The 25774-nt window shown below is 63.2% G+C and carries 23 protein-coding genes and 6 pseudogenes; all 29 read right to left on the bottom strand.

Annotated elements, in window-relative coordinates:
* Positions 1-47: 47 nt before the first annotated feature.
* The 29 genes and pseudogenes from A2G06_16250 to rpmH all read right to left on the bottom strand — a co-directional run bounded on the left by A2G06_16250 (position 48) and on the right by rpmH (position 25466).
* Positions 48-389 carry an alkylphosphonate utilization protein gene (locus tag A2G06_16250; GenBank protein ID ANA41522.1) on the bottom strand — a complete coding sequence of 114 codons (342 nt, stop codon included), beginning with the start codon at positions 387-389 and terminating at the stop codon, positions 48-50.
* A 173-nt stretch (positions 390-562) separates the two neighbouring features.
* On the bottom strand, positions 563-2494 hold the full coding sequence (locus tag A2G06_16255) for an NADH dehydrogenase (protein ANA41523.1): 1932 nt from the start codon (positions 2492-2494) through the stop codon (positions 563-565).
* 9 nt (positions 2495-2503) lie between these two features.
* Complete coding sequence (locus A2G06_16260; protein ANA41524.1) at positions 2504-3076, bottom strand: hypothetical protein; 573 nt, start codon at positions 3074-3076, stop codon at positions 2504-2506.
* On the bottom strand, positions 3073-4344 hold the full coding sequence (locus A2G06_16265) for an NADH-quinone oxidoreductase subunit F (GenBank protein ID ANA41525.1): 1272 nt from the start codon (positions 4342-4344) through the stop codon (positions 3073-3075). The genes A2G06_16260 and A2G06_16265 overlap by 4 nt, the downstream gene beginning before the upstream one ends.
* Positions 4345-4433: 89 nt before the next feature.
* The gene (locus tag A2G06_16270; GenBank protein ANA41526.1) at positions 4434-4778 is read right to left on the bottom strand and encodes a hypothetical protein; all 345 of its coding nucleotides are present in this window, start codon (positions 4776-4778) and stop codon (positions 4434-4436) included.
* Between the two features lie 4 nt (positions 4779-4782).
* Entirely contained in the window at positions 4783-5271 is a 489-nt protein-coding gene (locus A2G06_16275) for an NADH dehydrogenase (GenBank protein ANA41527.1), read from the bottom strand.
* 5 nt (positions 5272-5276) lie between these two features.
* Positions 5277-7654 (bottom strand): annotated as a pseudogene (locus A2G06_16280) (NADH dehydrogenase).
* Positions 7641-8069: an NADH-quinone oxidoreductase subunit A gene (locus A2G06_16285; GenBank protein ANA41528.1), complete on the bottom strand. Its 429-nt coding sequence runs from the start codon at positions 8067-8069 to the stop codon at positions 7641-7643. The pseudogene A2G06_16280 and the gene A2G06_16285 overlap by 14 nt, the downstream one beginning before the upstream one ends.
* A gap of 99 nt (positions 8070-8168) precedes the next feature.
* A pseudogene (locus A2G06_16290) lies at positions 8169-8621 on the bottom strand (thioredoxin).
* A 9-nt stretch (positions 8622-8630) separates the two neighbouring features.
* Positions 8631-9098, bottom strand: a complete 468-nt coding sequence (locus tag A2G06_16295) for a peroxiredoxin (GenBank protein ANA41529.1) — start codon at positions 9096-9098, stop codon at positions 8631-8633.
* Positions 9099-9160: 62 nt separating this feature from the next.
* Positions 9161-10371, bottom strand: a pseudogene (locus A2G06_16300) (propionate kinase).
* Between the two features lie 364 nt (positions 10372-10735).
* The gene (locus tag A2G06_16305) at positions 10736-11563 is read right to left on the bottom strand and encodes a hydrolase (GenBank protein ID ANA41530.1); all 828 of its coding nucleotides are present in this window, start codon (positions 11561-11563) and stop codon (positions 10736-10738) included.
* Positions 11564-11583: 20 nt separating this feature from the next.
* Positions 11584-11787: a SlyX protein gene (locus A2G06_16310; protein ANA41531.1), complete on the bottom strand. Its 204-nt coding sequence runs from the start codon at positions 11785-11787 to the stop codon at positions 11584-11586.
* Positions 11788-11866: 79 nt separating this feature from the next.
* Entirely contained in the window at positions 11867-12889 is a 1023-nt protein-coding gene (locus A2G06_16315) for a uroporphyrinogen decarboxylase (GenBank protein ID ANA41532.1), read from the bottom strand.
* Between the two features lie 131 nt (positions 12890-13020).
* On the bottom strand, positions 13021-14091 hold the full coding sequence (locus A2G06_16320; protein ID ANA41533.1) for a radical SAM/SPASM domain-containing protein: 1071 nt from the start codon (positions 14089-14091) through the stop codon (positions 13021-13023).
* Between the two features lie 84 nt (positions 14092-14175).
* Positions 14176-14894, bottom strand: a pseudogene (locus A2G06_16325) (ABC transporter permease).
* 135 nt (positions 14895-15029) lie between these two features.
* Positions 15030-15539 carry a peptide deformylase gene (locus tag A2G06_16330; protein ID ANA41534.1) on the bottom strand — a complete coding sequence of 170 codons (510 nt, stop codon included), beginning with the start codon at positions 15537-15539 and terminating at the stop codon, positions 15030-15032.
* A gap of 4 nt (positions 15540-15543) precedes the next feature.
* Positions 15544-16101 (bottom strand): amino acid-binding protein, encoded by a 558-nt coding sequence (locus A2G06_16335; protein ID ANA41535.1) that lies wholly within the window; start codon positions 16099-16101, stop codon positions 15544-15546.
* Between the two features lie 91 nt (positions 16102-16192).
* Positions 16193-16476: pseudogene (locus tag A2G06_16340) on the bottom strand (hypothetical protein).
* A gap of 56 nt (positions 16477-16532) precedes the next feature.
* A pseudogene (locus A2G06_16345) lies at positions 16533-17539 on the bottom strand (glycosyl transferase).
* Positions 17536-17928 (bottom strand): acyl-CoA thioesterase, encoded by a 393-nt coding sequence (locus A2G06_16350; protein ANA41536.1) that lies wholly within the window; start codon positions 17926-17928, stop codon positions 17536-17538. Before A2G06_16350 ends, A2G06_16345 begins: the two are co-directional and overlap by 4 nt.
* A 62-nt stretch (positions 17929-17990) precedes the next feature.
* Positions 17991-18731: a hypothetical protein gene (locus A2G06_16355; protein ID ANA41537.1), complete on the bottom strand. Its 741-nt coding sequence runs from the start codon at positions 18729-18731 to the stop codon at positions 17991-17993.
* A 291-nt stretch (positions 18732-19022) separates the two neighbouring features.
* The gene (locus A2G06_16360) at positions 19023-19676 is read right to left on the bottom strand and encodes a 16S rRNA (guanine(527)-N(7))-methyltransferase RsmG (protein ID ANA41538.1); all 654 of its coding nucleotides are present in this window, start codon (positions 19674-19676) and stop codon (positions 19023-19025) included.
* Positions 19673-21556 (bottom strand): tRNA uridine(34) 5-carboxymethylaminomethyl synthesis enzyme MnmG, encoded by a 1884-nt coding sequence (locus A2G06_16365; GenBank protein ID ANA41539.1) that lies wholly within the window; start codon positions 21554-21556, stop codon positions 19673-19675. The genes A2G06_16360 and A2G06_16365 overlap by 4 nt, the downstream gene beginning before the upstream one ends.
* A gap of 207 nt (positions 21557-21763) precedes the next feature.
* Complete coding sequence (locus A2G06_16370) at positions 21764-23134, bottom strand: tRNA modification GTPase (GenBank protein ID ANA41540.1); 1371 nt, start codon at positions 23132-23134, stop codon at positions 21764-21766.
* Between the two features lie 6 nt (positions 23135-23140).
* A complete protein-coding gene (locus A2G06_16375) occupies positions 23141-24736 on the bottom strand; it encodes a protein translocase component YidC (GenBank protein ANA41541.1) in 1596 nt (531 codons plus the stop codon).
* 20 nt (positions 24737-24756) lie between these two features.
* Positions 24757-24966, bottom strand: a complete 210-nt coding sequence (locus tag A2G06_16380) for a membrane protein insertion efficiency factor YidD (protein ID ANA41542.1) — start codon at positions 24964-24966, stop codon at positions 24757-24759.
* Positions 24960-25304, bottom strand: a complete 345-nt coding sequence (rnpA, locus tag A2G06_16385; GenBank protein ANA41543.1) for a ribonuclease P protein component — start codon at positions 25302-25304, stop codon at positions 24960-24962. The genes A2G06_16380 and rnpA overlap by 7 nt, the downstream gene beginning before the upstream one ends.
* Before the next feature lie 12 nt (positions 25305-25316).
* On the bottom strand, positions 25317-25466 hold the full coding sequence (gene rpmH, locus A2G06_16390; GenBank protein ID ANA41544.1) for a 50S ribosomal protein L34: 150 nt from the start codon (positions 25464-25466) through the stop codon (positions 25317-25319).
* Positions 25467-25774 lie beyond the last annotated feature (308 nt).

The following is a 25774-nucleotide window of genomic DNA, read 5'->3' on the forward strand; positions in this document are numbered from 1 at the left end:
GGTATTCCCAGGCGCCTGTCCGCTTTGCAATGCCCGTTTCGCCTCAACTATGCCTTTTTCACAAATTCCGACTTCAACTGCATGGCACCGACGCCGTCGATCTTGCAGTCTATGTCGTGGTCCCCCTCCACGAGCCGGATGTTCCGCACCTTGGTTCCGACCTTGACAACCGAGGACGAGCCTTTGATCTTCAGATCCTTGATCACCGTGACGGAGTCGCCGTCACTGAGCACGTTGCCGAAGGCATCGCGCACGACGCGCCGCTCTTCCGGGCTCTCTCCCGAAGCCTCAATTGGCCATTCATGGGCGCATTCGGGGCAGACGTACATGGCGCCGTCTTCGTAGGTGTATTCCGAACTGCATTGGGGGCATGCGGGTAACCTGCTCATGATGCTCCTTTTTCTGGTTTAGTAGTGGATTCTGCCTTCCTGCCGCTCTCCCTGAGGACGCGGCACAACGCGGAAAGTTCAAGGGCACGACGCAGGCGCTCGCCCGGCGTGAGGGATTGCGCTGATTCGCCGGGCTGTTTCTTCCGTGCTTTCATTGTTGCTGAAAGCGACATTTAAAACTCCCACAGCATCACCCCTTCCCCCTCCGGGTCAAGGCCCCGCAGCCGCTCCCATCGCCCAACAAAGGGCTCAGTAACCGCGTCTCCCCCACAGCGCTCAATGAGCTCGGCCACGAACCGCCAGGCAGGGCGGAGCTCCCCGCCGGGGGAGACGCTCCGGTGCACCCGCGGCGGATGGAGCGGCGCGGGCTTGTCGGGGGAGGCGTGGTAGCGGGCCGGGAGCCCCCGGATCGGAAGGCCGGATGCCATGACCTTCCGGAACCGCTGGGCGCGCCCTTCAAAGGTGACGTAGGTGCCGTCAGTCTCCACCCAGGCGGCGGTGGGAAGAACGATCTGGGCACGCCGGACCGTTTCCGTCGGGAGCCAGTCGGCGGCCACCACGAACGGCACGCCGGCCAGGAGCGCCTCGGGGATGTCGGCCTCCACGGCGATGATCCCCTTCACTCTTCCCGAGGCAACGGCCTCGGCCAGGGCAACCGCTCCGTGCTCCTTCATCAGAAGCCCCGCCCCAAAGGCGTTGGGGCCGGGAAAGAGGTACGCGATTTTGGCATCAGTATGGGCAAGTGACTCAGTGGCTGCGGGAGGATTGTTCCTGGTGCCGCAGATGACCACGGCCCTCTCGAATATCGCCAGGGGCACCTCTTCAATGATGCTGAGCTCGATGGCTTCGATGGAAACGGCCAGGGCCTGCGCCAAGGGCGCATGTTTCCCCACCAGGAAGACCGGCGCGCCGCTGCGCCATGCCTGCCGGACCGCCAGAAGCATCATCGGCCCTTCGTCCCGGAGGTCCGATTCGAGGATGACAACGCAGTCGGCCTTGCGTACGTCCGCCATGGATGCCGTCCTGCCGTCGGCAAGGAGGGAAACGGCGGCGGCTACCCGCTCCCCTTCGTCCCGCCCGGCAAAGTAACAAAGGTACTCCGTTCCGATGAGCCCGGCCAGCCGTGCCAGAAGGACACCCCCCTCCAGCGGGAGGCGGGGCGAGCCGATCAGGGCCAGGCGGCCGGGGCCGTAGAGCTCCATGAACTCTTCGATCCGCAGCATGGTGGCGTCGAGGGCCGCGGCCCATGAAACCTCTTCCCCGTCAACCAGCGGCACCCTCGGCCGCGCCGGATCGTTCACGGCGGCATTGGAGAACCGTCCCCGGTCGCAGATGAAGTGGCCGTTCACGGCGGGGTTCTCCCGGGCCATGGTCTTGAGCAGCTCCCGGTAGCGGGCCGCCGGCACGGTGTTGCAGCCGAGGGAGCAGTGGGGGCAGACCGAGGGGGCCATCTCGTAGTCCCAGTAGCGGGCCCGGAACCGGGCGGTCTTGTCGGTGAAGACCCCGGTGGGGCAGATGTCGACGAGATTTCCCGAGAAGGGGGATTCGAGCGTTCCCTCCTGGAACCGGCCGTAGTAGACCCGCCGGGCGCTCCCCATGACCCCGAAGTCGCTGCCGCCGGCATATTCCTGGTAGAAGCGGACGCACCGGTAGCACTGGATGCAGCGGTTCATCTCGTGCTGGATGTGCGGCCCCAGATCCTGGTTCACGTGGGTCCGTTTTTTCCCCTCGAAGCGGCGGATGCCGTGGCCGCCGGCCACGGTGTAGTCCTGGAGGAGGCACTCGCCCCCCTCGTCGCAGACCGGGCAGTCGTGGGGGTGATTCATCATCAGCCACTCGATGACCAGGCTCCGCATCTTCAGGGCCTCGGGGTCGGTGGTGGAGACCACCATGCCGTCCTGGGCCGGGAGCATGCACGACATCTGGATCCCCTTCACCGGCCCGTCCAGCAGCTTCACGGCGCAGAGCCGGCAGGCCCCCACGCTGCCGAGGGCCGGGTGGTAGCAGAAGTGCGGAATCCAGATTCCCGCAGTCTTGGCCGCCTCCAGCACGCTGGTGCCGGGAGGGACTTCGACCGGTATGTGATCGATGGTCAGTTTGGGCATGGTTTCAGGTTACAGGATAATCACCCGTGGTTGTTCCCCCTTGTCGTACTGGAGCGCCGTGACGAGGCTTCCCCAGCCAAGGGTGAGGATGATGCCGATACCGAGGAGAAGTGCCCCAACGGCCATGAAGATGCTCCCCACGAGTACCGCCAGAATCCAGCCGGCCAGGTCCCCCCTGATGGTTTCGAGGCTCCACCGGAAGGCGTCCATGAACTTCATCCGCCGGTCAATAATGCCGTACATGCCGGGCGCGACCACCACCGACAGGATGAACCCCGCCACCTGGCCGATGACCGGCACGTGGTTCAGGGCGAACATGGCCACGACCACGAGCAGGAGGTAGACGAAGAGGTCGCCGAAGCAGTCCCAGGCCCGGAAGATGTCCCCCGGCTCCGCCTTTCCCCCGCGGGCCACCTTGAGTACCGCCCGGGTGTAGCCGGCCAGAAACCCGATGTTGGCCACGGGAATCCACGCCACCAGGGCGAAAACCAGGGAGAGTACGAGGAGATTGCCGAAGTTCCCTGTCCAGAGCCTCGTGGCCCGGGTTACGAGACCGCCGATATCGTCAGCCGGTGCCGTCATACCTTTCCTCCGAAGGGGCAGCGCCCCAGCACGATGTGTTCACGGATCTCGTCCTCGAAGAGCCGCAGGAGCCCCTCGACCGGCCCCATGGCACCGGGCGCCAGGGGACAGAACGCGTAGTTCAGGTACTGCACGTGCTCCCGGAGAATGGCGATATGCTCCTCCCGCCCGGCGCCCGCCTCGATCCGGGCCAGGACGTCCTTCACGAAGGGGAGCCCCTCCCGGCAGGGGGTACACCAGCCGCACGACTCCCGGGCATAGAAGGACACCAGGTTCAGGGTTGCCGCCACCATGCAGGTGTTCCGGTCGAAGACCACGATGCCGCCGGTGCCGAGCCGGGAGCCCGCCCTTGCCACTGCGTCGAAGTCCATGGGAACGTTCCAGTGCTCCCGGGTAAAGAACGGCGTGGACGCCCCGCCGGGGATGCACGCCTTGAACTCCCGCCCCGGCAGCATGCCGCCGCAGGGTCCGTCGATGATCTCGCCCAGGCTCATCCCCAGGGGAAGCTCGAAGCAGGCGGCGTTGTTCACATGTCCGCTCACGCAGAAGAGCTTGGTGCCGGCTGCCTCGGGAATTGTCGCCAACCCCTTGAACCAGGCGGCGCCGCCCGCCACAATGGCCGGGATATTGGCCAGGGTCTCCACGTTGTTCACCACCGTGGGACGCCCCCAGAGCCCCTTCACCGCCGGGAAGGGGGGTTTGCTCCGCGGGTTGGCCCGTCTCCCCTCCAGCGCGTTCATGAGGGCCGTCTCCTCGCCGCAGATGTAGCGGCCGGCGGACTGGTGGACGTCCAGTTCCAGGGAGAAACCGGAGCCGAGGATGTTCTTCCCCAGCAGGCCCGCGTCCTTTGCCTCGGCAATGGCGCGCCGGCAGTTCTCCGCCGCCTCTTCGTAGCCCCGGCGGATGAAGATGAAGGCGTGGGCCACGCCGATGGCGTAGGCGGCCAGGGTCATCCCCTCCACCAGGGAATAGGGGTTCGCCTCCAGGAGTATCCGGTCCTTGTAGGTGCCCGGCTCCATCTCGTCGCAGTTGCAGATGAGATAGCGGGGGCCGGGGATGTCCCGCGGCACGAAGGACCACTTCTTCCCGGTGGGGAACCCGGCCCCGCCCCGGCCCCGCAGGTTGGCGTCGATCACCACCTGCTGGACATCGTTGGGCGACATGCCGGAAAGGGCCTTCTCCAGGGCCGCGAAGCCCCCCTCGGCCCGGTACTCGGCAAAGGTCACGCACCGGCCGGGACGGTTATGTCGGAAGAGAACCTGTTCCATTAAACCCTTTGTTCACCCACCTGCTTCGCCCCCCCTGTTTCGCTCACGCTCGCTTCCCCCTACAGGGTGGGGGGGGACTGAGGGGGGTCTTATTGCTCAACAAGAATGTCCTTCAACACCACCGCGTTGTTGTGCTTTTCATCCTTTGCCGCGAACAGGAGCGTCACCGTCCCGCCGGCCGCCAGCTTCCGGAGTCCATCCAGGAGTTCCGCCTTCGCGTCCAGCTCCCGCCGGTAGCGCTCCCGGAACTCGTCCCACCGGGCCGGGTCGTGGCCGAACCACTGCCGCAACCCGTCGCTGGGGGCGACCTCCTTCAGCCACTCATCGATGCGTGCCTTGTCTTTCGTGATGCCCCGGGGCCAGAGCCGGTCCACCAGGATGCGTTTTCCATCCTCCGGCGTCGGCTCGTCGTAGACCCGCTTGATTCTGATCATGATTTCACTCCTCCCTGGCGGAAAGAACCCGCCGCTCTGCAGCCAGGATTTCTCCGGCCCGCTCCGGTGTCACCCGGCCGTGGAGGGTGTCACCGACCATGAGAGTCGGGGCTTCGCCGCAATTGCCGAGGCAGCAGCAGGGCAGAAGCGTAAAGAGCCCGTCCGCCGTGGTTTGCCCCGTTTCGATGCCGAGCGCCGCTGCCAGGTGCGCCATGAGACTCTCCCCCCCCAGGGCCCAGCAGGAGATGGAGTCGCAGACGTGGATCACCCGCTTTCCCACGGGGCGGCGGTAGATCATCTCGTAGAAGGTGGCCAGCTCCTCCACCTGGAGGGGGGTGAGTCCCAGGAGCTCCGCCGCCTCCCCCACCGCCTCGTCGGTGAGCCAGCCGTAGTGGCGCTGCAGCTCTTTCATCACGTCCACGGCCGCCTCGCGGTTGGTGACGGCGTGGGCGACGCGGGACTGAAGTTCCTTTTTGAGAAGCTCCGGGATCATCGGCGTCACCTGTCCAAATCCGCCAGCACGAAGTCAATGGACCCGATGATGGCCAGGAAATCCGCCACGAGCCACCCCCGGCTCATGAGGGGGAGGGCCTGGATGTGCGGGAAGCTCGGCGTCTTGATCCGCACCCGGTACGGCACGTTGAGGCCGTCGCTCACCACGAAGTAGCCGTTCTCCCCCTTGGGCGCCTCGATGGCGCTGTAGTTCTCCCCCTTTGGCGGCGCCATTCCCCGTGTGGCATTGATGAAATGGTGAATCAGGGATTCGATGTCGTGGAGCGCGTCCCGCTTCTTGGGCAGCACGTAACGGTAGTCGTCGGTGATCCAGCGCCCGGCCGGCATCTCCTTCCAGCACTGTCGGACGATGTGGAGCGACTGGCGGATCTCCTCGATCCGGACCCGGTAGCGGGCCCAGCAATCCCCCCCCTCCTCGGTCGGAACCTCGAAGTGGAAGTGCTGGTAGCCGTTGTAGGGGATCTTCTTCCGCAGGTCCCATTCCACGCCGCAGGCCCGCAGGTTCGGGCCGGTGATTCCCCACTCCAGGGCCTCGTCCCCGGTGATGACGCCCACTCCTTTGAGCCGCGCCTTGAAGATGGGGTTTTCCTTCAGAAGGTCCTCGTACTCCTTGAGCCGGGCCGGCATCCAGTCGAGAAACGCCTTCACCGCCCCGTCCCACCCCTCGGGGAGATCGTCGGCCACGCCGCCGATCCGGAACCAGGAGGGGTGCATCCGGCCGCCGGTGACCATCTCCACGATGTCGAAGATCTTTTCCCGGTCCGTGAAGGTGTAGAAGACCGGGGTCATGGCCCCCACGTCGGCGGCAAAGGTGCCGAGCCAGACCAGGTGGCTGGCGATCCGGAAGAGCTCCGCCAGCATGACCCGGATGGTGATGGCCCGGTCCGGCACGGTGATGCCGCAGAGCCGCTCAACGCTATTCACGTAGGCCAGGTTGTTCTGGACCCCGGCCAGGTAGTCGATCCGGTCAGTGTAGGGGATGAACTGGTTCCAGTGCTGGCGCTCGCCGATCTTTTCGGCACCCCGGTGGTGGTAGCCGATGTCGGTGTCCATGTCCACGATCTCTTCGCCGTCCAGCTTGAGGACGAAGCGGATGATGCCGTGGGTGCCGGGGTGCTGGGGCCCCAGGTTCAGGATCAGGGTTTCTTCGTCAATTCTATCGAAGAAATCAGAGGCCGGCAGGGCCTGATGGCGCCGGGCGTCGTCCGTGGTGTAGGAAGGCATCTCCGTGGCCCGGAAGGATGATCCTTTCGCAGGGGGTGTCCCTCCCAGTCGGGCGGCATGAGGATGCGGCGCAGGTTCGGGTGGTCGGCGAACCGGATGCCGTACATGTCGAAGGCCTCCCGCTCGTACCAGTCGGCCGCCGGGAAGACGCTTGTCGCGCTCGGGATCTCCGGCGTATCCCCTCGCAGCTCGGCCTTGATCCGCAGATGTCCGGGGATGTGGAAGTTCAGGAGGTGGTAATTGACGGTGAAGTCCGGGAACCGCGATCGCTCCCGGCGGCACGACTCGTCCACGCAGGCCACGTCCTCCAGACGCCGGAAAGGTGCGGCGCTCCGGGTCTTCAGGTGGCGCAGCACGTCCGGCAGCAGCTCCGGCGGGCAGCGGTAGGTGAGCATGTCGGTGGCGTTATCGTCCCGCACCACCCGGTGGCCGAAGACCGTTTCCAGTTCGCCGGCAAGACCGAAGTCGGGGAAGTGGTGCTTCGGGGCCGACGGCCGCCACATCTCGTCGGAGCGGGGCATCGGGAAATCTGGGTGCTGCACCGAGGTCCCCCTGATGGCGATCCCTTCCATGCCGGGTCCCCGGGTGTCGCGGGATTTGGTCACCCCGTCCACCAGCACCGGCCGGGTGGTTCCCTCGCTCCCGCCGGCCAGGTGGAGGACCTTCCTGGCGGGGCGTTCTTCCCGCCTGATTTTTTCCTGGAGCAGCATCAGCCCCTGGAGGAACGCCTCGGGGCGCGGGGGACAGCCGGGAACGTGGACATCTACCGGAATGATCTGGTTCACCCCCTGGACCACGCTGTAGACGTCGTACATACCGCCGGAGTTGGCGCAGCTCCCCATGGAGATGACCCACTTGGGCTCGGCCATCTGCTCGTAGAGCCGGAGGATGGAGGGGGCCATCTTCTTGAAAACGGTGCCGGCAATGACCATCAGGTCCGCCTCCCGGGGGGTGCCCCGGAGCACCTCGGCCCCGAAGCGGGAAACGTCGTAGCGGGAGGTGAAGGAGGTCATCATCTCGACGAAGCAGCAGGAGAGGCCGAAGAACATGGGCCAGAGGGAGTTGGCGCGCCCCCAGTTGATCAGGTCGTCCAGGCGGGCCAGGATGATGTTGTTCTGCGGGACCTCAGTCTCGGACATGGCCCCTCCGTGCACGGGACGGTCCCCAGTCGAGGCCCCCCTTCAGCCAGAGCCAGACGAGGCCGAGAAGGAGGATGACGATGAAGAAGGTGATGTGGACGAGGCCCGGAAGACCCAGCTCGCGCCAGGCCGTGGCCCAGGCGAAGATGAAGGCCGCCTCCACGTCGAAGACGATGAAGAAGATGGCGATGAGGTAGAACGGGACCGGATAGGCGAGCCGGGCCGAACCGGTGGGGATTGCGCCCGATTCGTAGGGGAGTTCCTTGTTGCGGTTGGTGGTCTTGGCGCCGAGCCACCAGGCGGCCAGAAGGAGCATGCCGACCAAGATGGATGCCGCAAGGGTGTAGAGCGCCAGGGGAAGGAACTCGGGCGGCAACGAGGGGAAGAGGGAATGTGATATGCCGGCTGGTTGCATTCTACTCTCCTTGGCGTCGAGTGAAATGCCGAGTTCATACTCTAGCGCAATCGGGACTCATGTCAACGGTTTTGAGGGAAACGCCGATGCCCTGCCACCTTAGCGCAGGGCGCCGCGGATCCGGGAAAGCACCGCCTCCCTGGGTAGTGCTCCGCTCCAGGTGGCGAGCACCTGTCCCTGCCGCAGGAGCACCAGGGCCGGAATCCCCCGGATGCCGAAGCGGGCTGCCAGGTGCGGGTTCTCCTGGGTGTTCACCTGAACCACTGCCGCCGTGCCGGCAAGCTCGCGCGCAACCTCCCGCACCACCGGTGCGAAGTCCCGGCAGAGGGGTCACCAGGGGGCCCAGAATTCAACCAGAACAGGACCATGATAACCGGCGAAGAATGGGTCGAAACTCCGGTCGGTAAGCGGTACCGGCTGGAAATAGAGGGGCGGGAGCACACCGCGGCACCTGCCGCAGCGGCCCGCAACCCCTTCCCTGGATGCCGGCACCCGGTTGGTCGTGCCACAGGCGGGGCAGGCAACGAGAAATGACTGGCCGCTCTCTGCCATGGGAGTTCCCTACGCCCGGTTGGCGAGGAATTCTGCCACCTGGGCCGGATGGGCATCTGCCTTGGCCACCTTGGACCAGTGCTTCACCACCGTACCGTCGGGACCCACCACCACTGTGGAGCGGATCGTGCCCATGGTGGTCTTGCCGTACTGGACCTTCTCGCCGAAGGCACCGTAGGCGGTCATCATGGCGGCGTCCGGATCCGACAGAAGCGTGAAGGGGAGGCCGAAGGCCTTGATGAACGTGTCGTGGGACGCGAGGCTGTCCCTGCTGACGCCGAGAAGCACAACGCCGCGCTCCATCAGATCCTGGTGCAGATCCCGGAAGCCGCAGGCCTCCTTGGTGCATCCCGGCGTATTGTCCCGGGGATAGAAATAGATGACGACCGTCTGCCCCGCGTAGTCTTTCAGAGAGTGCATTTTCCCGTCACTTCCCGCCAGGGTGAAGTCGGGTGCCTTTTGACCTTCCAGCGACATGCGTGCCTCCTTGGTGGATCGAATCCGATAGGAAAAACAGTTTACCCCATTCCCGGTCGTTGTCACCCCCGCCCGTTCAGGAGCGCGGCCACCTCCTCGGCGTAGACCATTTCCTCATCGGTGGGAATCACATAGACCGCAACGGGCGAGTCATCGGCGCTGACCCGCTCCTCCCGGTCCACGGAACGGGCAGTCCGGTTCCGCTCCCGGTCGAGCCGGATGCCGAAACACGCCATATCGGCGAGGGTCTTTTCCCGCACGAGCCATTCCCCCTCCCCCGAAGCAGCGCTGAAGACCACGGCGTCGAGCCGGCCAAGTGCTGCGGCGTAGCCGCCGATGTGCTTCCGGAGGCGGTAGGCCTCCATCTCCAGGGCCAGGAGACACCGCTCATCTCCCGCGATGGCCCGGGCCAGAAACGCCGGCCGGTCCAGCTTGAGGCCGGTGATGCCCGCAGAGCCGCTCCGCTGGTTGAGGATCCGGTCCAGATCACGGGGCGAGAGCTGTTCTTCCTGCATCATGAACGGGGGAATGCCCGGGTCGATGGAGCCGCAACGGGTTCCCATCATGGTTCCTTCCAGCGGCGTGAGCCCCATGCTCGTGTCGATGGAGCGGCCACCCTCAACGGCGCAGAGGGAAATCCCATTGCCGATGTGGATGGTGATCAGGTTGCAGCGGGCCGGCTCGCGCCCCAGAAGCGCCGCCCCCTGCCGCGCCGCATGACAATGGGAGGCGCCGTGGAAGCCGTAGCGTCTCACGCCGTGCTTCTCGTACCACTCCCAGGGGAGGGGATAAAGGTAGGCATGGAGCGGCATTGCCTGGTGGAATGCCGTGTCGAAGACCGCCACGTGGGGGATGCCGGGCAGAGTGGCCATGGCCCCCTCGATCCCCGCCAGGTTCGGGGGGATATGGAGTGGCGCCAGTTCCTCCATGGCACGCACCGCCTCAATGACCTTCCCGTCGATGGGAACCGTGGCGGTAAACCGCTCTCCCCCGTGGACGACCCGGTGCCCCACGGCGGTAATCTGCCGACCCGGGAAAGGGGGCCCTCCAGGGGGTGGGTCAGGGTGGCGAGAATGAGGGCAACGGCTGCACCGAAACTGGAGCAGTCGGACTCCAGGTGATAGGGGTCACGCCCCGGCACTTCCATGGAGATGAACGAGTCGCCCAGTTCGATCCGGTCCACGTCCCCCCGGGCGAGGACGGTTCGCGTGGACCAGTCGAAGAGCTGGAAGTGGATGGAAAAGCCCCGGCAGTTGAGAATCAGGATAATCATGTGTCTTCCCGTAGCGTGGGATGCGGGGCCGGGTAGCTCCCGGCAACGGCCGCAAAAACGAGAGGGACGCAACCATGCCCGTCCCCTCGCCATTGGTGTCTCGGTATTCAAGACAACTTATTCAGTGTAATGCGATCCAGCGAAAAAAAACAGCCTGGAATTTTCCCCGCCGGACGCTATACTTTATTCAGGTAGCTACCTGAACCAGCACTGCCAAAAGGAGGGGCGGAACCTATCGGGGAAGTTTCAGCCAAACCACAACGTGGGCAGTATGCATCCGGCTACCGTTGACGCCGGAATATCCCGTGAAACGGGAACGCAGAAACAGGAATGGACAGAGGCCCGCCGAACAATGGCGGGCCTTTCATTTTCCCCCCAGCATCCCTTCCAGCTCCAGAAACCCCTCAATAATCCGCCAGAAATCCGCCCAGTCGGGAGGACAGTCATTATGGCCGCAGCTAAGCTCCACCAAGCGCCCGCGCCGGGCGGTACGGGCCAGTTCGCGCCCGTGGCCGACAGGGATGATGTCGTCTTCCGCGCCGTGCAGGATGAGGACTGCTCCACCGTAGGACTCCAGGGCCTTACGGTTGTCGAAGACATCACGCGCCAGAAATCCGGGAAGGAGCATCTGCCGTGCAAAGGGACGGATGGAGGTGAATGGTGACTGGAGGATAAGGGCCGCCAGCGGGCGCCTGAGGCTCAGGGCACAGGCGGCCCCGCATCCGAGCGACCTGCCGAAGGCGATCATGCGGCCGGAATCCGTGTCGGCCCTCCGCACCAGTTCATCATAGGCGGCCACGGCCGCAGCCGTGATTCCCTCCTCTGACGGCGACCCGCCGGAACGGCCGTATCCCGGATACTCCACGAGCATGACGTGCATCCCCATCCTGCGGAACCCCCCGACCTGGTCCGGCAGAACGTCAATCACCTCGCCGTTGCCGTGAAAAAAGAGGACCACCGGACGCCTGCTGCCGGCAACACCGCCCGTGGCCGGCAAAAACCAGGCTTCGACGCGACCGTAAGGGGTTGTGAGCCAGAGGGGATGGATAGCGGGCGAATCGGGTGGCTGGTCGGCCACGGAAAGGGAGCGGCCGGGATAGATGAGGGAGCGCTGGGCCAGGAAACAGAGCAGCGCGTACCCCGCGTAGGCGAGTACGGCCAGCATGACGATCCGGATGAGGGGATGCTCCATGGCTGCCCCATGAATGGCTGTCAGTAATGGGGAGGCGGCGTTTCCTCGCCAGGGGGGCGGACCGGCGACGGCGCCACTGCCAGAAACTGCGTCCGCAGGGACTTCAGCTCATCTTCCAACCGGTCAATGGTCTGCTGCTGGCGGTAGACCACCTCGTTCAGTTCCTGGATGGTGTGCTCCAGATGGGAAAGATGGATCTCGATGTCGGTGATACGGTTTTCCATGGCGGGTTCGCTGTCTGAGCAGGAATGAGGAAAAGGCAGCGCCAGGGCTGCCTTTTCCTCGTCCAGGCACGTAATTGGGCTACTTCTGCGACAGCCGGTGCACGCACTCGACCATGTGGATGGCGTTTTCCGGCGACACCGTCGGCAGGATGCCGTGTCCCAGGTTGAAGATGTGGCCGGGACGGCCGGCGTTCTCGTCGAGCACCCGCTTCACCTCGGCCTCGATGACCTCCTTGGGGGCATAGAGGACCGTGGGGTCCAGGTTCCCCTGGACGGCCATGTTCGGGCCGAGCACATCCCTGGCCTTCCCCAGGTTCACGTGCCAATCGAGCCCCATGACGTCGCCGCCGGCCTTCTGCACCCTCTCCAGCATGGTGCCGGCACCCTTGACGAAGTGGATCACCGGCGTGTTCTGGCGGTTCAGGCCGTTGATGAGCTTGGCAGTGTAGGGAAGGGCGTACTTCTCGTAATCGGTGGGGGAGAGGACCCCGCCCCAGGTATCGAAGATCTGGATTGCTTGGGCGCCTGCCTTGATCTGGGCGTTCAAGTACTCCATGTCCATCATGGTCACCTTTTCCATGAGGGCGGCGAAGACATCGGGAGCGGCGTACATCATCCGCTTGATGTTGGCCCAGTCCTTGGAACCTTTGCCTTCCACCATGTAGCAGGCCAGGGTGAACGGAGCTCCGCCGAAGCCGATGAGGGGTACCCGGCCAGCCAGTTCCCGGCGGAGGATCTTGATGGTGTCAAGGACGTAGGGGACATCCTCCTCGGGGTTGGGGATGCGCAGTTTCTCCACATCGGCCATGGTCCGCACCGGGTGCTCGAAGACCGGGCCGGGCACGAAGTCGAGCTTGAGCCCCATGGGCTCCACCGGGGTGAGAATGTCGGAGAAGAGGATCGCCGCGTCGACGCCCAGGATGTCGATGGGCTGGATGGTCACCTCTGCCGCCAGTTCCGGGGTCTTGCAGAGCTCCAGGAAGGTGCACTTGGAGCGTATCGCCATATATTCGGGAAGATAGCGGCCCGCCTGGCGCATGAGCCACACGGGAGTACGGTCAACGGGCTTGCCCCAGCACGCGTCGAGAAAACGATTATTCATTGAAAACCCTCCTCAGAGAAATTGTCTTTGGAATTTGATCGAAAAAACCCAAAAACGTGAGATTTGCGTCAGATCGGTGCACCCGCCGGGGTGACGAGGACGGCGCCAAGATGGCGTAACTATCGCGGCCCTTACGCCTTCTTCTGGAGGCGTATCGGCACGTAATTGCAGAACGGCTCCTCTTCCAGGTAATCCCCGTAGACCGCGTCGGCCCGGGCCCGGCAGCCGCCGCAGACGTTGATGAACTCGCACTCGCCGCATTTCCCCTTATACGCCTTGAAATTGCGGAGATCCTTGAAGATTTCCGAGTTCTCCCAGATTTCCCGGAAGGGGATTTCCTTCACGTTGCCGGCGGTACGGTGGAAATAGGAGCAGGGTTTCACGTTGCCGAAGCAATCGATCAGGCAGATGGTCTGGGCCGCGATGCACCCTTTACCGCCGCCGGTGGAGAAGGTCAGGGACCGGCGCTCGAACTTCACCCCCTCCTCCTTGGCCCGCATGGGGACCATCCGGTAGTAGTGGGGGGCGCAGGTGGGACGCATCAGGATCTCGTCCTCCAGCTTCTCCTGCTGGTAGTGCCACTCCAGAATCTCCTCATAGTCCTCCTTGGAGATGAGCTCGTTCATGATCTCCTCGCCCCGGCCAGTCGGGACGATCATGAACATGTACCATGCCGTGGCGCCCAGGCTCTTGGCCAGCTTGAAGGTGTTGGCGATATCGTGCTGGTTCCGCTTGGTAAAGGAAGAGTTGATGAGGAATTTCTGGCCGTTGCGCCGGAAAATCTCGGCGGCCCGCACCACCCCCTCGAATGCGCCGGGACACTGGCGAAAATCGTCGTGGACCGCGGCGCTGCTGCCGTCCAGGGAGAGGGACACCATCTTGATGTCTGCCTTCCTCATTTTGGCACAGATCTCGTCGGTGACCAGGGCGCCGTTGGTGGCCATGCACATGCGCAGGCCCAGGGATGTGCCATATTCGGCCAGCTCGAAGATATCCTGGCGCATGAGGGGCTCACCGCCCGAAAGGACAACAACCGGTTTCGAGAAATCAGCGATCTCCTTCAGGAGCTTCTTCCCCTCCTCGGTGGTGAAGTCGCCTTCGGAGGATGTCAGGTCAGAGGAACAGCGACAGTGGACGCACTTGAGGTTGCATTTCTGGGTGGTTTCCCAGGCAACCCACTTGGGAATGAATTCTTCGGCCATGGGTTCTCCGTTCGTGTGACAATCCTGTAAATCCTACTAAAATAACCTCGGCAGCACAAGAAGTTTAGCGGCCGGGGGCCGGTGCTACTCTGCCATCTTTCGATTGAAGATGGCCACCGTGGCGACAAAGGCGGCCAGAGCGGTAATGGCGAGGATGGCAAAGAGGCCGGCATCGAAGGCTCCAGCCAGGAGAGCCCTGCGGGAGCCCTCGAACAGTGCCGTGGTGGGGATGAGCATGACCGTGGCTCGCAGGGCTTCGGGATAGGACGAGACGGGAAAGAAGGCACCGGACAGGAAGATGAGGGGCATGATGACCACTGCCTGGACCTTGCCGATGGTCTCGGGCTTGTCCAGGAGCGTCCCACAGACCGTTCCGGCACAGGAAAAGACCATGGAACCGAGAATGATGAAGGAAAGATAGGCCACCAGGTGGGCCGGGTCGAACCGAACGCCGGTAAGGAGAAAGATGACCGCGGCCACGGCCACCCCCTTGAGGCGCCCTGGGTGAAGCCGGAGAAGATTTTGCCGATGACGATGTCGTAGACGGTGATCGGGGTGACCCGGTAGGCCTCGATGGTCCGCTGGACCTTGCGGTGGAACCACATGCTCCAGGCACTCTCGTCGAAGGCAGCCGAAACGGCGGTCATGGTGATGAGCCCCGGCGCCATGAACACGGTGTAGGGCACCCCTTCCACATCGGCAATGTAGCCGCGGAGGCCAAAGCCGAAGGCGAGGTAGAAGGTGAGGGGAGCGGCCACCACCGCCGCCAGTTCCGAGAAAAGGCTGCGGCGGAGCACCAGCATGTCGCGTTTCCAGATGGAAAAGGCGCCTGTCAACACGGTTCCCCGCCTCCTGCGGCTCAGGTCACGCCCGGACCGGCGGGAGGCCGACGCTGCTGCGCGTTCAGCCACCATGGCGGTCCGTGGCCTATCCGGCCGTTACTTGTAGTTTTTCCGCCGGAAGAGGCCCGTTTTGATCGAGACGATACGGTCCAGAAACAGGATGCCGTCCAGGTGGTCCATCTCGTGCTGGATGGCGACAGCCTCGAAGCCGGAGGCCGTGATCTCCCGCTCCGTGCCGTCCGCGCCGTCCAGGAAGCGGACCCGGACCTGGGTGGCGCGCTCCACGTCACCCGTGTAGTCGGGGACGCTCATGCACCCTTCGCGCATGACCGCATTGCCCGACCGGTCAACGATCTCCGGATTGACCATGAGGAGCAGCCCGTGGTTGTTGTCCTTGCCGTGGCGGCTGCCCGAGACGTCAATGACGCAGACTCGCAGGGTGACGCCGATCTGGGGGGCGGCAACGCCCACGGAGCCGGGACCTTCGCGCATGGTCTCGACCAGGTCGTCGACCAGCCCCCTGATGGTTTCGTCGATGGCCGCAACGGTATGGCATACCTTCTTCAGGACGGGATGGGGATACTGCAGTATGGTCTGTGCTGGCATGGCGTCAGAGGGAAACCGGTGTGATGGAGCGCACCGAGATCTCCACATTCAGCTCCTTCCTGATTTCTTCAAGCATGGCCGACACCTGGTCCACCGAGATCCCCTCCGGCAGCGCGGCCTCGATCATCATCACGTAGACCGGCTCACCCGCCTTTCCCACCAGCTTGGTGTTGAGGTCGGTGATGTTGATGCCGCGCCCGGCCAGCTCCCTGGTCACCCGGTAGACGATGCCCGGTTTGTCCGACCCATAGACCGACAGCATGCAGATTTCCCCCTCGGGGGCAAGGTATTCCGCCTCATCGGGGGTCATGGTGCGGGCGGAGACGGTGAGATCCATCTCCTCGCCAAGCACCCGGAATTCTTCGAGCAGCCGGTCCTTGGTGAACGGCGTGGGGTGGGAGATGATGAGGATCATGGCAAACTCTCCTCCCAGCATGGTGGAGCTGGAGTCCTCGATGTTGCAGCCGAGCCGGTAGAGAATGCCGGTGGTGCCGGCAACGATGCCGGGCCGGTCCTTGCCGACGACGGAAAGGGCGAAATGGACGATGGAATCCTTGGTCATGGTGTGCCTCCCGGGGTCGATGCCCGGCAAATGTGCCTGCCGATGTGGGTCATTACTCTATAGCAGATGCGGGAGGCCATGGCAAGAACGGCTACCCGGGCCCCAGCCGCTCCCGGATCGTCTCCGGGAGGGAGTCGAAGGCCATCCCGCGGCTTTCGATGAAGCGGGGCATGTCCTGCTGCATGAGCTCTTGGAGCAGGGCAAGGAGCCGGCCTTCGTTGATGCCCAGCCGGTTCATTACCGCTTCCATCATTGCCAGGTCGTTCCGGTTGAAGGGGTGCGGATCGGGCGTGCCCCGGAACGTGGACTGGTCGCGGTTGACCACTCCTTGGGATACTTGCAGAAGAGGTCAGACGCCTTGAGCTTTTCCGGAATGGCTGTTGTTCTCCTCCCGCTGTGGTCGATTCCGTCCGCATGCCGTTGGCCACCGCTCAGGTAACGCAGACGAAATCCTCTCCCTCGCGCAAACCCGCCCTGCGGGCCCAGGCCCGAATTCCATCCCGCGCCCCCCGGGTTCCCACGGTAACGAGGATCTTTTCTGCGCCGCCCCTCATGTCATCCGGCGCCGTCACCGGCGCCCCGTGGAGGATTCGCCCCTGTTTCCGCGGATCCACGTCGAGCCATCGGCTCACCCTTACCCCCTCCCGCGCCAGGCTCGTTGCCACGCCCTCCCCTCCAGTCCGGCCCCGGCCAGGGTGACGGTGTCCACACCCTGCAAGACCCCCTGCTGCAGGTGATGGATCTTGCAGGCGCGGAGGGCATCGGCGGCATATTCCCCCATGGTGCGGGTCGCGCGCTCGGGGCGTTCCCGCCAGAAGAACAGTACCTCCGGCAGCCGCCCGAACCTGACCCCCCCGGCTGCAAGCCTCAGCCAGAGGTCGTAATCCTCTGCCCAGCCGGTCTTCCGGTAGCCCCCGGCACCTGTCAGAACCTGCCGGCGAACCATGATGCTCGGGTGGATGACCGGCGACTCCACAAAGCGGTCCCGCATGATTTCCTCGTGGGACAGCAGGGCGTTCTGCCACTCTTCATAGGCACGCATGCCAAGTCCCACCGAATGGCGGGGAAAGTGGCGAAACCGGGTGGCCACGAGTCCCAGGCCGGGATCCGCGTCAAGGGCCGCGGCCTGGCGTTCCAGCCGCCGGGGGTGGGAGACGTCGTCCCCGTCCATGCGGGCCACCAATTCCGCGCGGCAGTGGGCAAGGCCGTGATTCAGGGCATCCACCAGTCCCGTGCCCGCGTTGTCGAGCACCCTCACCCGCCGGTCCCGGGCCGCGGCCGCGCGCAACAGTTCCGGCGTACCGTCGGTGGAGCCGTCGTCCACGACAACGAGCTCCCATGCCGTCAGGGACTGCCGGTACAGGGAGGCCAGGGCAGCGGGCAGGAAGCGCTCTTCGTTGCGGACCGGCATGAGGACCGACACGCGGGGTGCGCTCACGGCGCCTCCGGCATCAGGGTCTGGACCAGTTCGGCGGGGAGACGCTTGGGCTTCATGCCCGGCCCGACGCAGACGAGGGTCACCTTGCCCCCAACCAGCAACTTGCCGTCCAGGCAGCGCACCACCTGCTGCCCCACGGTGAAGGAGGTCTTGCCCACCTCGAGCACCTCGGTCTCCACCCGGACCAGATCGTCCAGCATTGCCGGGGCACGGTAGTCGATCTCCATCCGCACGACCGGAAAGATGCAGCCTCGGTCGGCCAGTTCCCGAACCGAAAGTCCGCGCTCCCGCAGGTACTCGCATCGTCCCCGCTCGAAAAAGCCCAGGTAGCGCGCATGATAGACCACGCCGCCGGCGTCGGTGTCTTCATAGTAAATTCGAAATTCCACTCTGCCTCCTCACGAAAAAAAAGAGGCCGTGGGCCTCTTTTTCAGGGCAGTCGGGGCTGCGGTTACTTGAATCTCAGCACGACGCTGGATGTCGTGCCGGTCTCACGCTCCCGCAGTTGCAGTCGCAATTCCTTTGCGCTTCCGGCCTCGGCCGGGAAGAACAGGAAGCCGCTGGCGATGCTGTCAGCCGGCAATGTTTTTCCCTCAAGCCCTTTGTTGCGGATATCTTCGATAATGGTGCGCTCACGCTCGCCCGACGTCCCCTCTGACGCGCCGCCGGCAATGGCGCCGCCGGCTGCGCCGACAGCCGCGCCCTTGCCCACTGCCTCAGCTACGCTGTGACCCGAAACGATGCCGATGGCTGCCCCGAGAATCGCGCCGCCGGCTGCGCCGAGCAGTGCTCCCTTCCCTGCCCCCTTGCCGAAAAAGGAGGCGAACTGGGTCGACTTCTCGATCCGGTCGACCGCGGTTGTGTTGGGAATCACGGGGAAGTAACGGTTCTGGTCGTTCACCAGGAAGGTCTGGCTGGACACGATATCCAGGCTTCTCGTGCCCTTGTTGCTCATGACCACCTGCACTGGCATGACCCCGGTCCCGATCACGTCGAACCCGAAGGCATCGGTTGCTGCGGACGTGTCGGCAAAGGCCTCGCCGCCAATGGTAACGCCGTTCACCACCTGACTGTTGATGTAGTCCTCAGCGGGCCTGAACCCGACGTACTGGCTCCGATAGGAGGTGCAGGCCGAGAGGACGAGCGCCGGCAGCAGCACGGCAGCAATGGTTTTCAGGATGCGTATCTTCATTGTTTTCATCTCCCCTTTCCCCGACTGGCTGGCAGCGGGATTCGGCGGTGCCTCGCTGTTCGCGGGCGCCGCTTTTTAATGATACCACCTGCCGACCGGCGCGCATCAGCAGGGCTTGCTGGACGGGACGCGGGCCGACGGGCGTAAAATGCCGTTGAAGGCGGCAGAGAGGCGGCTTTCAAATTTCAGCCTTGAGCGGCTTTTGCAGGACTGCCCAACTCATTGCCTTCCCTGACGCCAAAAACCGGCGAGAGGGCTATTCTACCTGCCAGATCGTGCTATTGCAAAAAATTAATAAAAACCAATCTCTATCAGGGTACGCGCATCGCCTGAAAAGGGCAGACGATACTCCGCCACCCGGACAACGGTGAGCCCCATCTCCGCCAGAGGCCCGCGCGCGGCATCGGCCTCTTCCGCTCCCCCCTTCCCCTTCATGGCGATGATCGTCCCCAGGGGCATCAAGAGCGGCAGCGCCATCCTGGCAAAGGTGGGAATGTCGCTGAAGGCGCGCGATACGATCCGGTTGAAGCGGCGCCCGAGCACGCGGGGCAGATCCTCGCCCCTGGCATGAACGGCCTCGAACCTCCGGCACCCCAGCAGACGGGCCGCGTGACGCTGAAAGATGATCTTCTTTTCCACCGCATCAACCGACACCGCTGTCAGGTCCGGGAACACCAGGGCCAGGGGCAGGACGGGAAAGCCGCCGCCCGAACCCAGGTCGAGCAGTTCGTCGTCACCGCTCACCAGCCGGCAGAGGGCCAGCGAGTCGACAAAGTGCTTCAGGGCGATCTCCTCATCACCGGTGATGGCCGTAAGGTTGATCTTCCGGTTCCACTTTTGCAGTTCATTGGCGAGGAGGGAGAACGAAGCGAGCAGCTCGTCGCTGATAGCGACGCCCAGTTCGGCAGCTCCCTCCTGCAGTATCCGGCAGGCCAGGGCGTTCACGACGACGCACTCCCGGATTTGATGGCCACGGACAGGATGGCCACGGCGGCAGGGGTGACCCCCTGGATGCGTGAGGCCTGCCCCAGGGTATCGGGGCGGAAGCGGAGCAGCTTTTCCCGCACCTCGGCGGAGAGCCCGGGGATGACGGCATAGTCCAGACCGGCGGGGATGCGGGTCCCTTCCAGCTTGCGCGCCCGCTCCACCTGGTCCAGTTGCCGCTCGATGTAGCCCTGGTATTTGATCTGGATCTCAACCTGTTCCTTCACAGCCGGCGGAACCAGATCCGAAGCCGGGTCGATCCGGGAAAGCTCAGCATAGGTGATGTCGGGCCGCCGCAAGAGCTGTTCAAAGGTCAAGGCATTGTGCAGATCAGTCATGCCGTGGGTTTCGAGAAACGACGGATCAGCCTCGGACGGCAGGAGTTTCGCGGCACGCACCCGTTCCAGCTCCGCACCGATCCGTTCGCGTTTTTCCAGGAACAGCCGGTACTCCCCGTCCCGGACGAGACCCACGGCATGGCCGCGCTCCCGCAGGCGCAGGTCGGCGTTGTCCTCCCGCAGCAGCAACCGGTATTCTGCCCGTGACGTGAACATCCGATAGGGTTCACGGGTACCCAACGTTACCAGATCGTCGATCATGACCCCGATATAGGCCTCGTCGCGGCCAAGCACCAGGGGCTCCTGACCCCGAACCCGCAGCACCGCGTTGATGCCCGCCACGAGCCCCTGCCCCGCCGCCTCCTCGTAGCCGGAAGTGCCGTTGATCTGGCCGGCGTGATAGAGGTTGCGGACGAGTTTCGTCTCCAGGGACGCATGGAGCTGGATCGGATCAACGTAATCGTACTCGATGGCGTAGGCAGGCCGCATGATCTCCACGTTTTCCAGCCCTTCGATGGAGCGGTAGAGGCGGTACTGAATATCGATGGGAAGAGAGGTGGAGAGGCCCGACGGATAGTATTCCACGGTATCGCATCCCTCCGGCTCCAGAAAACTCTGGTGGCGGTCCTTGTCCGGGAACCGCATGACCTTGTCCTCGATGGACGGGCAGTAACGGGGGCCGACCCCTTCTATGACGCCTGAGTAGAGGGGTGAGCGGTCAAGGCCGCTTCGGATGATTTCGTGGGTGCGTTCGTTGGTGTAGGCAATGTAGCAGGGAAGTTGGGGCCGATCGATCCGTTCCGTGGAAAAGGAAAACGGTACCGGCGGATCATCGCCGTACTGGGGTTCCAACCGCGAAAAATCGATGGTGTTCCCGTCCAGGCGTGCCGGGGTGCCCGTCTTGAGGCGGCCGACAGTGAAGCCGAGATCGCGCAGTTGGTCAGACAGCCCCACCGACGGCAGGTCTCCCGCCCTGCCTCCCGGGTAGTTGGTTAGACCCACGTGGATCAGTCCGCGCATGAACGTCCCGGTGGTGAGGATGACCGTTTTCCCCAGAAAGCGAACCCCGATCTTGGTCACTACTCCTCGTACCTGACCTTCTTCCACCACGAGGCCCGTGACCTCACCCTGCTTGAGCGAGAGCCGCTCCTGCTGCTCCATCACGTGCTTCATTCGGAGGCGGTAGAGCTGCTTGTCCGCCTGGGCGCGGGAAGCCCGCACCGCCGGCCCCTTGCGGGTATTGAGAATGCGGTACTGGATACCGGTGGCATCGATGTTTTTTCCCATCTCGCCGCCCAGCGCATCGATCTCCTTCACCAGGTGCCCCTTGGCGAGTCCGCCGATGGCCGGGTTGCACGACATGAGGGCGATGGCATCCAGGTTGATGGTGAGGAGCAGGGTTTCGCACCCCATCCGCGCCGCGGCCAGTGCCGCTTCGCAGCCCGCATGGCCGGCGCCCGCCACGATGACGTCGTACTGTTTTTCGTAATCAATGAGACCCATGACGTCCCGCCGCCTCCCTTCCCCTTTGTTTCACACAAGCATTTCAGGGATACTGTATCCCAGCCTTTTTCTTTCTACATTCAAGAGGTTGCGGCAAACGTTTCACGTGAAACATTATATCGACCCTTGAGTCAATCTCGACCCGCCCCATGCGTCGCGCGGCGGAGATGAACCTGCGGCGATCGTGCCCTCGGTTGGCGCGCCGGATCACTTGCCAATGCAAAACCGGTCGAAAATTACGTCCAGGATGTCGTCCGGGGTTGTCTCCCCCGTGACCTCTCCCACAGCGGCCAGGGCATCGCGCAACTCAACCGCCAGCAGTTCCAGGGTGAATCCCGACGCAAGCCCCTGCTCGAACGCGGCCAGGTGCATCGTGGCGCGGGACAGCAGATCGCGGTGACGAACCCGGGAGACAGCCACGTACTCGCGGCTGTCAATGGCTGCACCGTGAATGAACGTCTGGAAGATGGCGTTCCTCAACTCATCAATGCCGTGGTCCCGCGAGGTGGAAACCCTTACGGTGGGCACCTGGGCCAGTTCATCGGGTATCTGCACGGCCCGCGGCAGGTCGCATTTATTCTCCACGAGAATGATCCGTTTACCGGTAAGGGCAGCGAGGATCATCCAATCATCATCATCAAGGGGCCGCGAACCGTCGATCACCAGGAGAACCAGATCCGCCTCGGGAATCTTCTCCAGGGTGAGGCGCACCCCTTCCTTCTCAACTATGTCCTCGGTTTCGCGAATGCCCGCTGTGTCGATCATTCTGAGCGGCAGACCGCGGATATTGACCACCTCCTCGATGATGTCTCGGGTGGTGCCCGGCACCGAGGTGACGATGGCCCGCTTTTCCTGGAGAAGGGTATTCAGAAGACTTGACTTTCCCACATTGGGCTTGCCGGCGATAAGGACAGCCACTCCCTCCCGCAGGACCCGTCCCTCATCGAAGCCAGCGATAAGTTCAGCGACCGTTTCGGCGGCCTTTCTCGCATGGACCGTCAATGCATCCTGGGCGGCCGGGTCGATGTCGTCTTCGGGAAAGTCGATGAACGCTTCAACGAGGGCAAGAGCCTGGCGCAACTCGGTCATAACCATGTCGAGCCGTTGGGAAAGCCACCCCTGGCGCTGACGCTGGGCAAGGGCAAGGGCGGCATCAGTCTTGGCCCTGATCACGTCGATGACGGCCTCTGCCTGGACCAGGTCAATGCGGCCGTTGAGAAAGGCCCGGCGGGTGAATTCGCCGGGCTCTGCGAGACGCGCCCCGGCAGCAAGCACCAGCTCCAGGACGCGCCGGGTGACGAGATATCCACCATGACACTGGATCTCCAGCACATCCTCGCGGGTGTAGGACCGCGGACGCACCATGAGGACCGCCATGGCTTCGTCCACGACCTGGCCGGTGTCGAAATCAACAATGGTCCCATAATAAAAACGGTGACTCTCGAAGTCACCGTTGGAACCGCGCCTGAAGACACGGCGGGCGATCGAGGGGGCGTCCGGTCCGCTGACCCGGACGATGCCGACCCCTCCCTCCCCTGCTGCCGTGCTGATGGCGGCTATGGTATCTTCCACGTACATGGGCCGCTACTTGGCCTCCGCCGCAGTGATGCTGCGGTTGATGTAGTACTGCTGGACGATGGTGAGCACGTTGTTGACGAGCCAGTAGAGCACGAGGCCCGACGGGAAGTTGAGGAACATGAACGTGAAGACCACCGGCAGCGCCATCATCATCTTCTGCTGCACGGGATCCATCTGGGACGGCGTCATCTTCTGCTGGATGACCATGGTCACCCCCATGATGATGGGTGTCACATAGTAGGGGTCCTTGGCGGAGAGGTCGGTGATCCAGAGCATGAAGGGCGCATGACGCAACTCGATGGAGAACATGAGCGCCTTGTAGAGGGCGAAGAAGACGGGAATCTGCACGATCATGGGGAGACAGCCGCCCACGGGGTTCACCTTGTGGGTCTGGTATAGTTCCATCATGGCGCGGTTCATGGCCTCGCGGTCATTCTTGTACTTTTCGCGCAACTGCTGCATCTTCGGCTGGAGCTTCTGCATCTCCTTCATGGACTTGTAGCTGGAATGGGTCAGCGGGTAGAAGATGACCTTTATGATGACCGTGATGATGATGATGGCTATCCCGTAGTTCCCGGTGTACGTGTAAAAGAACTTGAGGCTCTGGAGCAGGGGCTTGGCCAGCATGGCGAACCATCCCAGGTCGATCGCCCGCTCCAGGCTGTTGCCCTGCGCCTTGAGAACATCGATATCCTTGGGCCCGAAGAAAAGACGATAGGCAAGTGCCCGGCCCTCACCGGGGTTGAGTGACAACTCGGGTGAGGAGATGGTGTTCTCCAGGTAACCCGAGGCTGTCTTGCGGATGGTCGTTGATGCTATGCTCCCCTCGTGGGCCAGTACGGCAGAGAGGAAGTACTTGTCCGCGAATCCGGACCAGAGCGGAGTCGCATGGGTCTTGGCGCCCGATTCCAGGTCCTTAACCTTGTCCTCGAACAGTTTGTCCTGGGCAAAGGTCGCCGGGCCGAAGGTTTCGAACCTGCTCTCCTTGACCTTCGGCACAAGGGGATAGGTCTGGATGGTCTGAACAGACGAGGACAGACGGGCGCTGCCGCTGTTGGCAACCCGGTATTCCATTTCCAACCCGTAGCCGTCGCCGGAAAAACTGTATGTCTTTGTCACCGTGATACCGGCCGGCGAAACCCAGGTGAAGGAGAGCTGTTTCTTCTCGCCGGGGCCCACGGTGAGTGCATCAGCACTCGGGACGAAGACCGCGTTCTGGTCGAGACCGAAACCGGGCGCGCGGATGCCGGCGGTAAAGTTCGACGGATTGTCCTCGGAAACCAGCGTGACGTTCTTGCCGCCCGGACCGGCTGTTTCATGATACCGCTTCAGGTCCAGGCGCGTGATGCTCCCGCCCTGGGTGGAAAAGGTCACCGAATAGGCGGGCGTGTCCACCGACACGTCCCTGGCGGCAACAGCCGGTTGGGACTGGACGGGAACGGCTGCGGGAACCGGTGCGGCAGCCACCTGCTGGGCCGGCTGGCTTTGCGTTGCAGTGGCAGCCGGCTTCGGTGTCTCCTTCGGGGGCGGCGAAAAGAGTGCCGTGTAGCCGTAAAAGAAGAGAATGGAGAGAACAACAGCTATCAAAGCCCTTTTTTCCATGTCAGCTCCTGATTTATTCGTTACTTGACGGGATCAACGCCGCCCGGATGGAATGGATGACACTTGAGGATCCGGATAGTAGTGAGCCAGAGTCCCTTGACGAGACCGTGCCGTGTGAGCGATTCGTGCGCGTATCGTGAACAGGAAGGGTAAAAACGACAGGTAGGCCCCTTGAGGGGAGACAGGTAGCGCTGGTAGATGCCGATGATGTAGAGAATACCCTTCAGCATTCCAAGCCTGCGAGGCGTTCAACGACCGGGTCAAGCTCCCGGCAGACGCCGTGGTAATCGAGCCGCTCGGCGCCTTTCTTTGCAATGACGTTCAGATCAATGCTCGGAAGGGCATCACGATGGTGTCGGTAATACTCTCGCACGAGCCGCTTGATGCGGTTACGTACCACAGCCGTTCCCACCTTGCGGCTGACGGTGATTCCAATCCGTCTCCGTCCTGTTTCACCCGGGGCCCAAAGAACAATGAAAGCGGACGTATGAAACTTTCGCGCCACTGCGGAGAGCCGAAGAAAATCGGCCCTCCGCAGCAGACGCTCATCCTTGGTGAAACGGAACAGGGTCGAATGTCCTTACTTGCCGCCGATGGAAACCGAAAGTCTCTTCCGCCCCTTGGCGCGGCGACGCTTGATGACCAGGCGGCCGTTCTTGGTTGCCATGCGCACGAGAAAACCGTGGGTGCGCTTGCGCGACGTGTTACTCGGTTGATAGGTCCTCTTCATGGGTTCTCTCCATACTGTGAAAATCGAAGCGTGTTCTCGGGGACTGCAAAGAGGATACTTTTAACCACAGAGACCCTTATATGTCAAGCATTTATTTACTTACCCCATAAAAATTGACCTTGCAAATTGGACCACCGTCTGCTAGGCTGCATCTTCCCAAAACTGCCGTAATGGCCGTAATGGCCACCATTTCAGGTTACAACCCCCCGGTTTTTCGTAGCTATTTAGTTATCAACAGGTGTTGAAAAACCTGTGTATAACTAATGAGTTTCACTATCTCCCGGCGAGTACGGGTTCTGAGCGACTGA

Source organism: Geobacter anodireducens (assembly GCA_001628815.1).
In the GTDB taxonomy this organism is placed as follows: Bacteria; Desulfobacterota; Desulfuromonadia; order Geobacterales; family Geobacteraceae; genus Geobacter; species Geobacter anodireducens.

Coding starts and splice junctions, on each gene's coding strand:
- A2G06_16355 (ANA41537.1), bottom strand. CDS start 18,731: ATGAAGATACGCATCCTGAAAACCATTGCTGCCGTGCTGCTGCCGGCG.
- A2G06_16310 (ANA41531.1), bottom strand. CDS start 11,787: ATGGAAAACCGTATCACCGACATCGAGATCCATCTTTCCCATCTGGAG.
- A2G06_16375 (ANA41541.1), bottom strand. CDS start 24,736: ATGGAAAAAAGGGCTTTGATAGCTGTTGTTCTCTCCATTCTCTTCTTT.
- A2G06_16275 (ANA41527.1), bottom strand. CDS start 5,271: ATGATCCCGGAGCTTCTCAAAAAGGAACTTCAGTCCCGCGTCGCCCAC.
- A2G06_16365 (ANA41539.1), bottom strand. CDS start 21,556: ATGGGTCTCATTGATTACGAAAAACAGTACGACGTCATCGTGGCGGGC.
- A2G06_16260 (ANA41524.1), bottom strand. CDS start 3,076: ATGACGGCACCGGCTGACGATATCGGCGGTCTCGTAACCCGGGCCACG.
- A2G06_16380 (ANA41542.1), bottom strand. CDS start 24,966: ATGCTGAAGGGTATTCTCTACATCATCGGCATCTACCAGCGCTACCTG.
- A2G06_16370 (ANA41540.1), bottom strand. CDS start 23,134: ATGTACGTGGAAGATACCATAGCCGCCATCAGCACGGCAGCAGGGGAG.
- rpmH (ANA41544.1), bottom strand. CDS start 25,466: ATGAAGAGGACCTATCAACCGAGTAACACGTCGCGCAAGCGCACCCAC.
- A2G06_16285 (ANA41528.1), bottom strand. CDS start 8,069: ATGCAACCAGCCGGCATATCACATTCCCTCTTCCCCTCGTTGCCGCCC.
- A2G06_16330 (ANA41534.1), bottom strand. CDS start 15,539: ATGCCAGCACAGACCATACTGCAGTATCCCCATCCCGTCCTGAAGAAG.
- A2G06_16305 (ANA41530.1), bottom strand. CDS start 11,563: ATGGAGCATCCCCTCATCCGGATCGTCATGCTGGCCGTACTCGCCTAC.
- A2G06_16315 (ANA41532.1), bottom strand. CDS start 12,889: ATGAATAATCGTTTTCTCGACGCGTGCTGGGGCAAGCCCGTTGACCGT.
- A2G06_16255 (ANA41523.1), bottom strand. CDS start 2,494: ATGCCCAAACTGACCATCGATCACATACCGGTCGAAGTCCCTCCCGGC.
- A2G06_16295 (ANA41529.1), bottom strand. CDS start 9,098: ATGTCGCTGGAAGGTCAAAAGGCACCCGACTTCACCCTGGCGGGAAGT.
- A2G06_16250 (ANA41522.1), bottom strand. CDS start 389: ATGAGCAGGTTACCCGCATGCCCCCAATGCAGTTCGGAATACACCTAC.
- A2G06_16335 (ANA41535.1), bottom strand. CDS start 16,101: ATGACCAAGGATTCCATCGTCCATTTCGCCCTTTCCGTCGTCGGCAAG.
- A2G06_16320 (ANA41533.1), bottom strand. CDS start 14,091: ATGGCCGAAGAATTCATTCCCAAGTGGGTTGCCTGGGAAACCACCCAG.
- A2G06_16265 (ANA41525.1), bottom strand. CDS start 4,344: ATGGAACAGGTTCTCTTCCGACATAACCGTCCCGGCCGGTGCGTGACC.
- A2G06_16270 (ANA41526.1), bottom strand. CDS start 4,778: ATGATCAGAATCAAGCGGGTCTACGACGAGCCGACGCCGGAGGATGGA.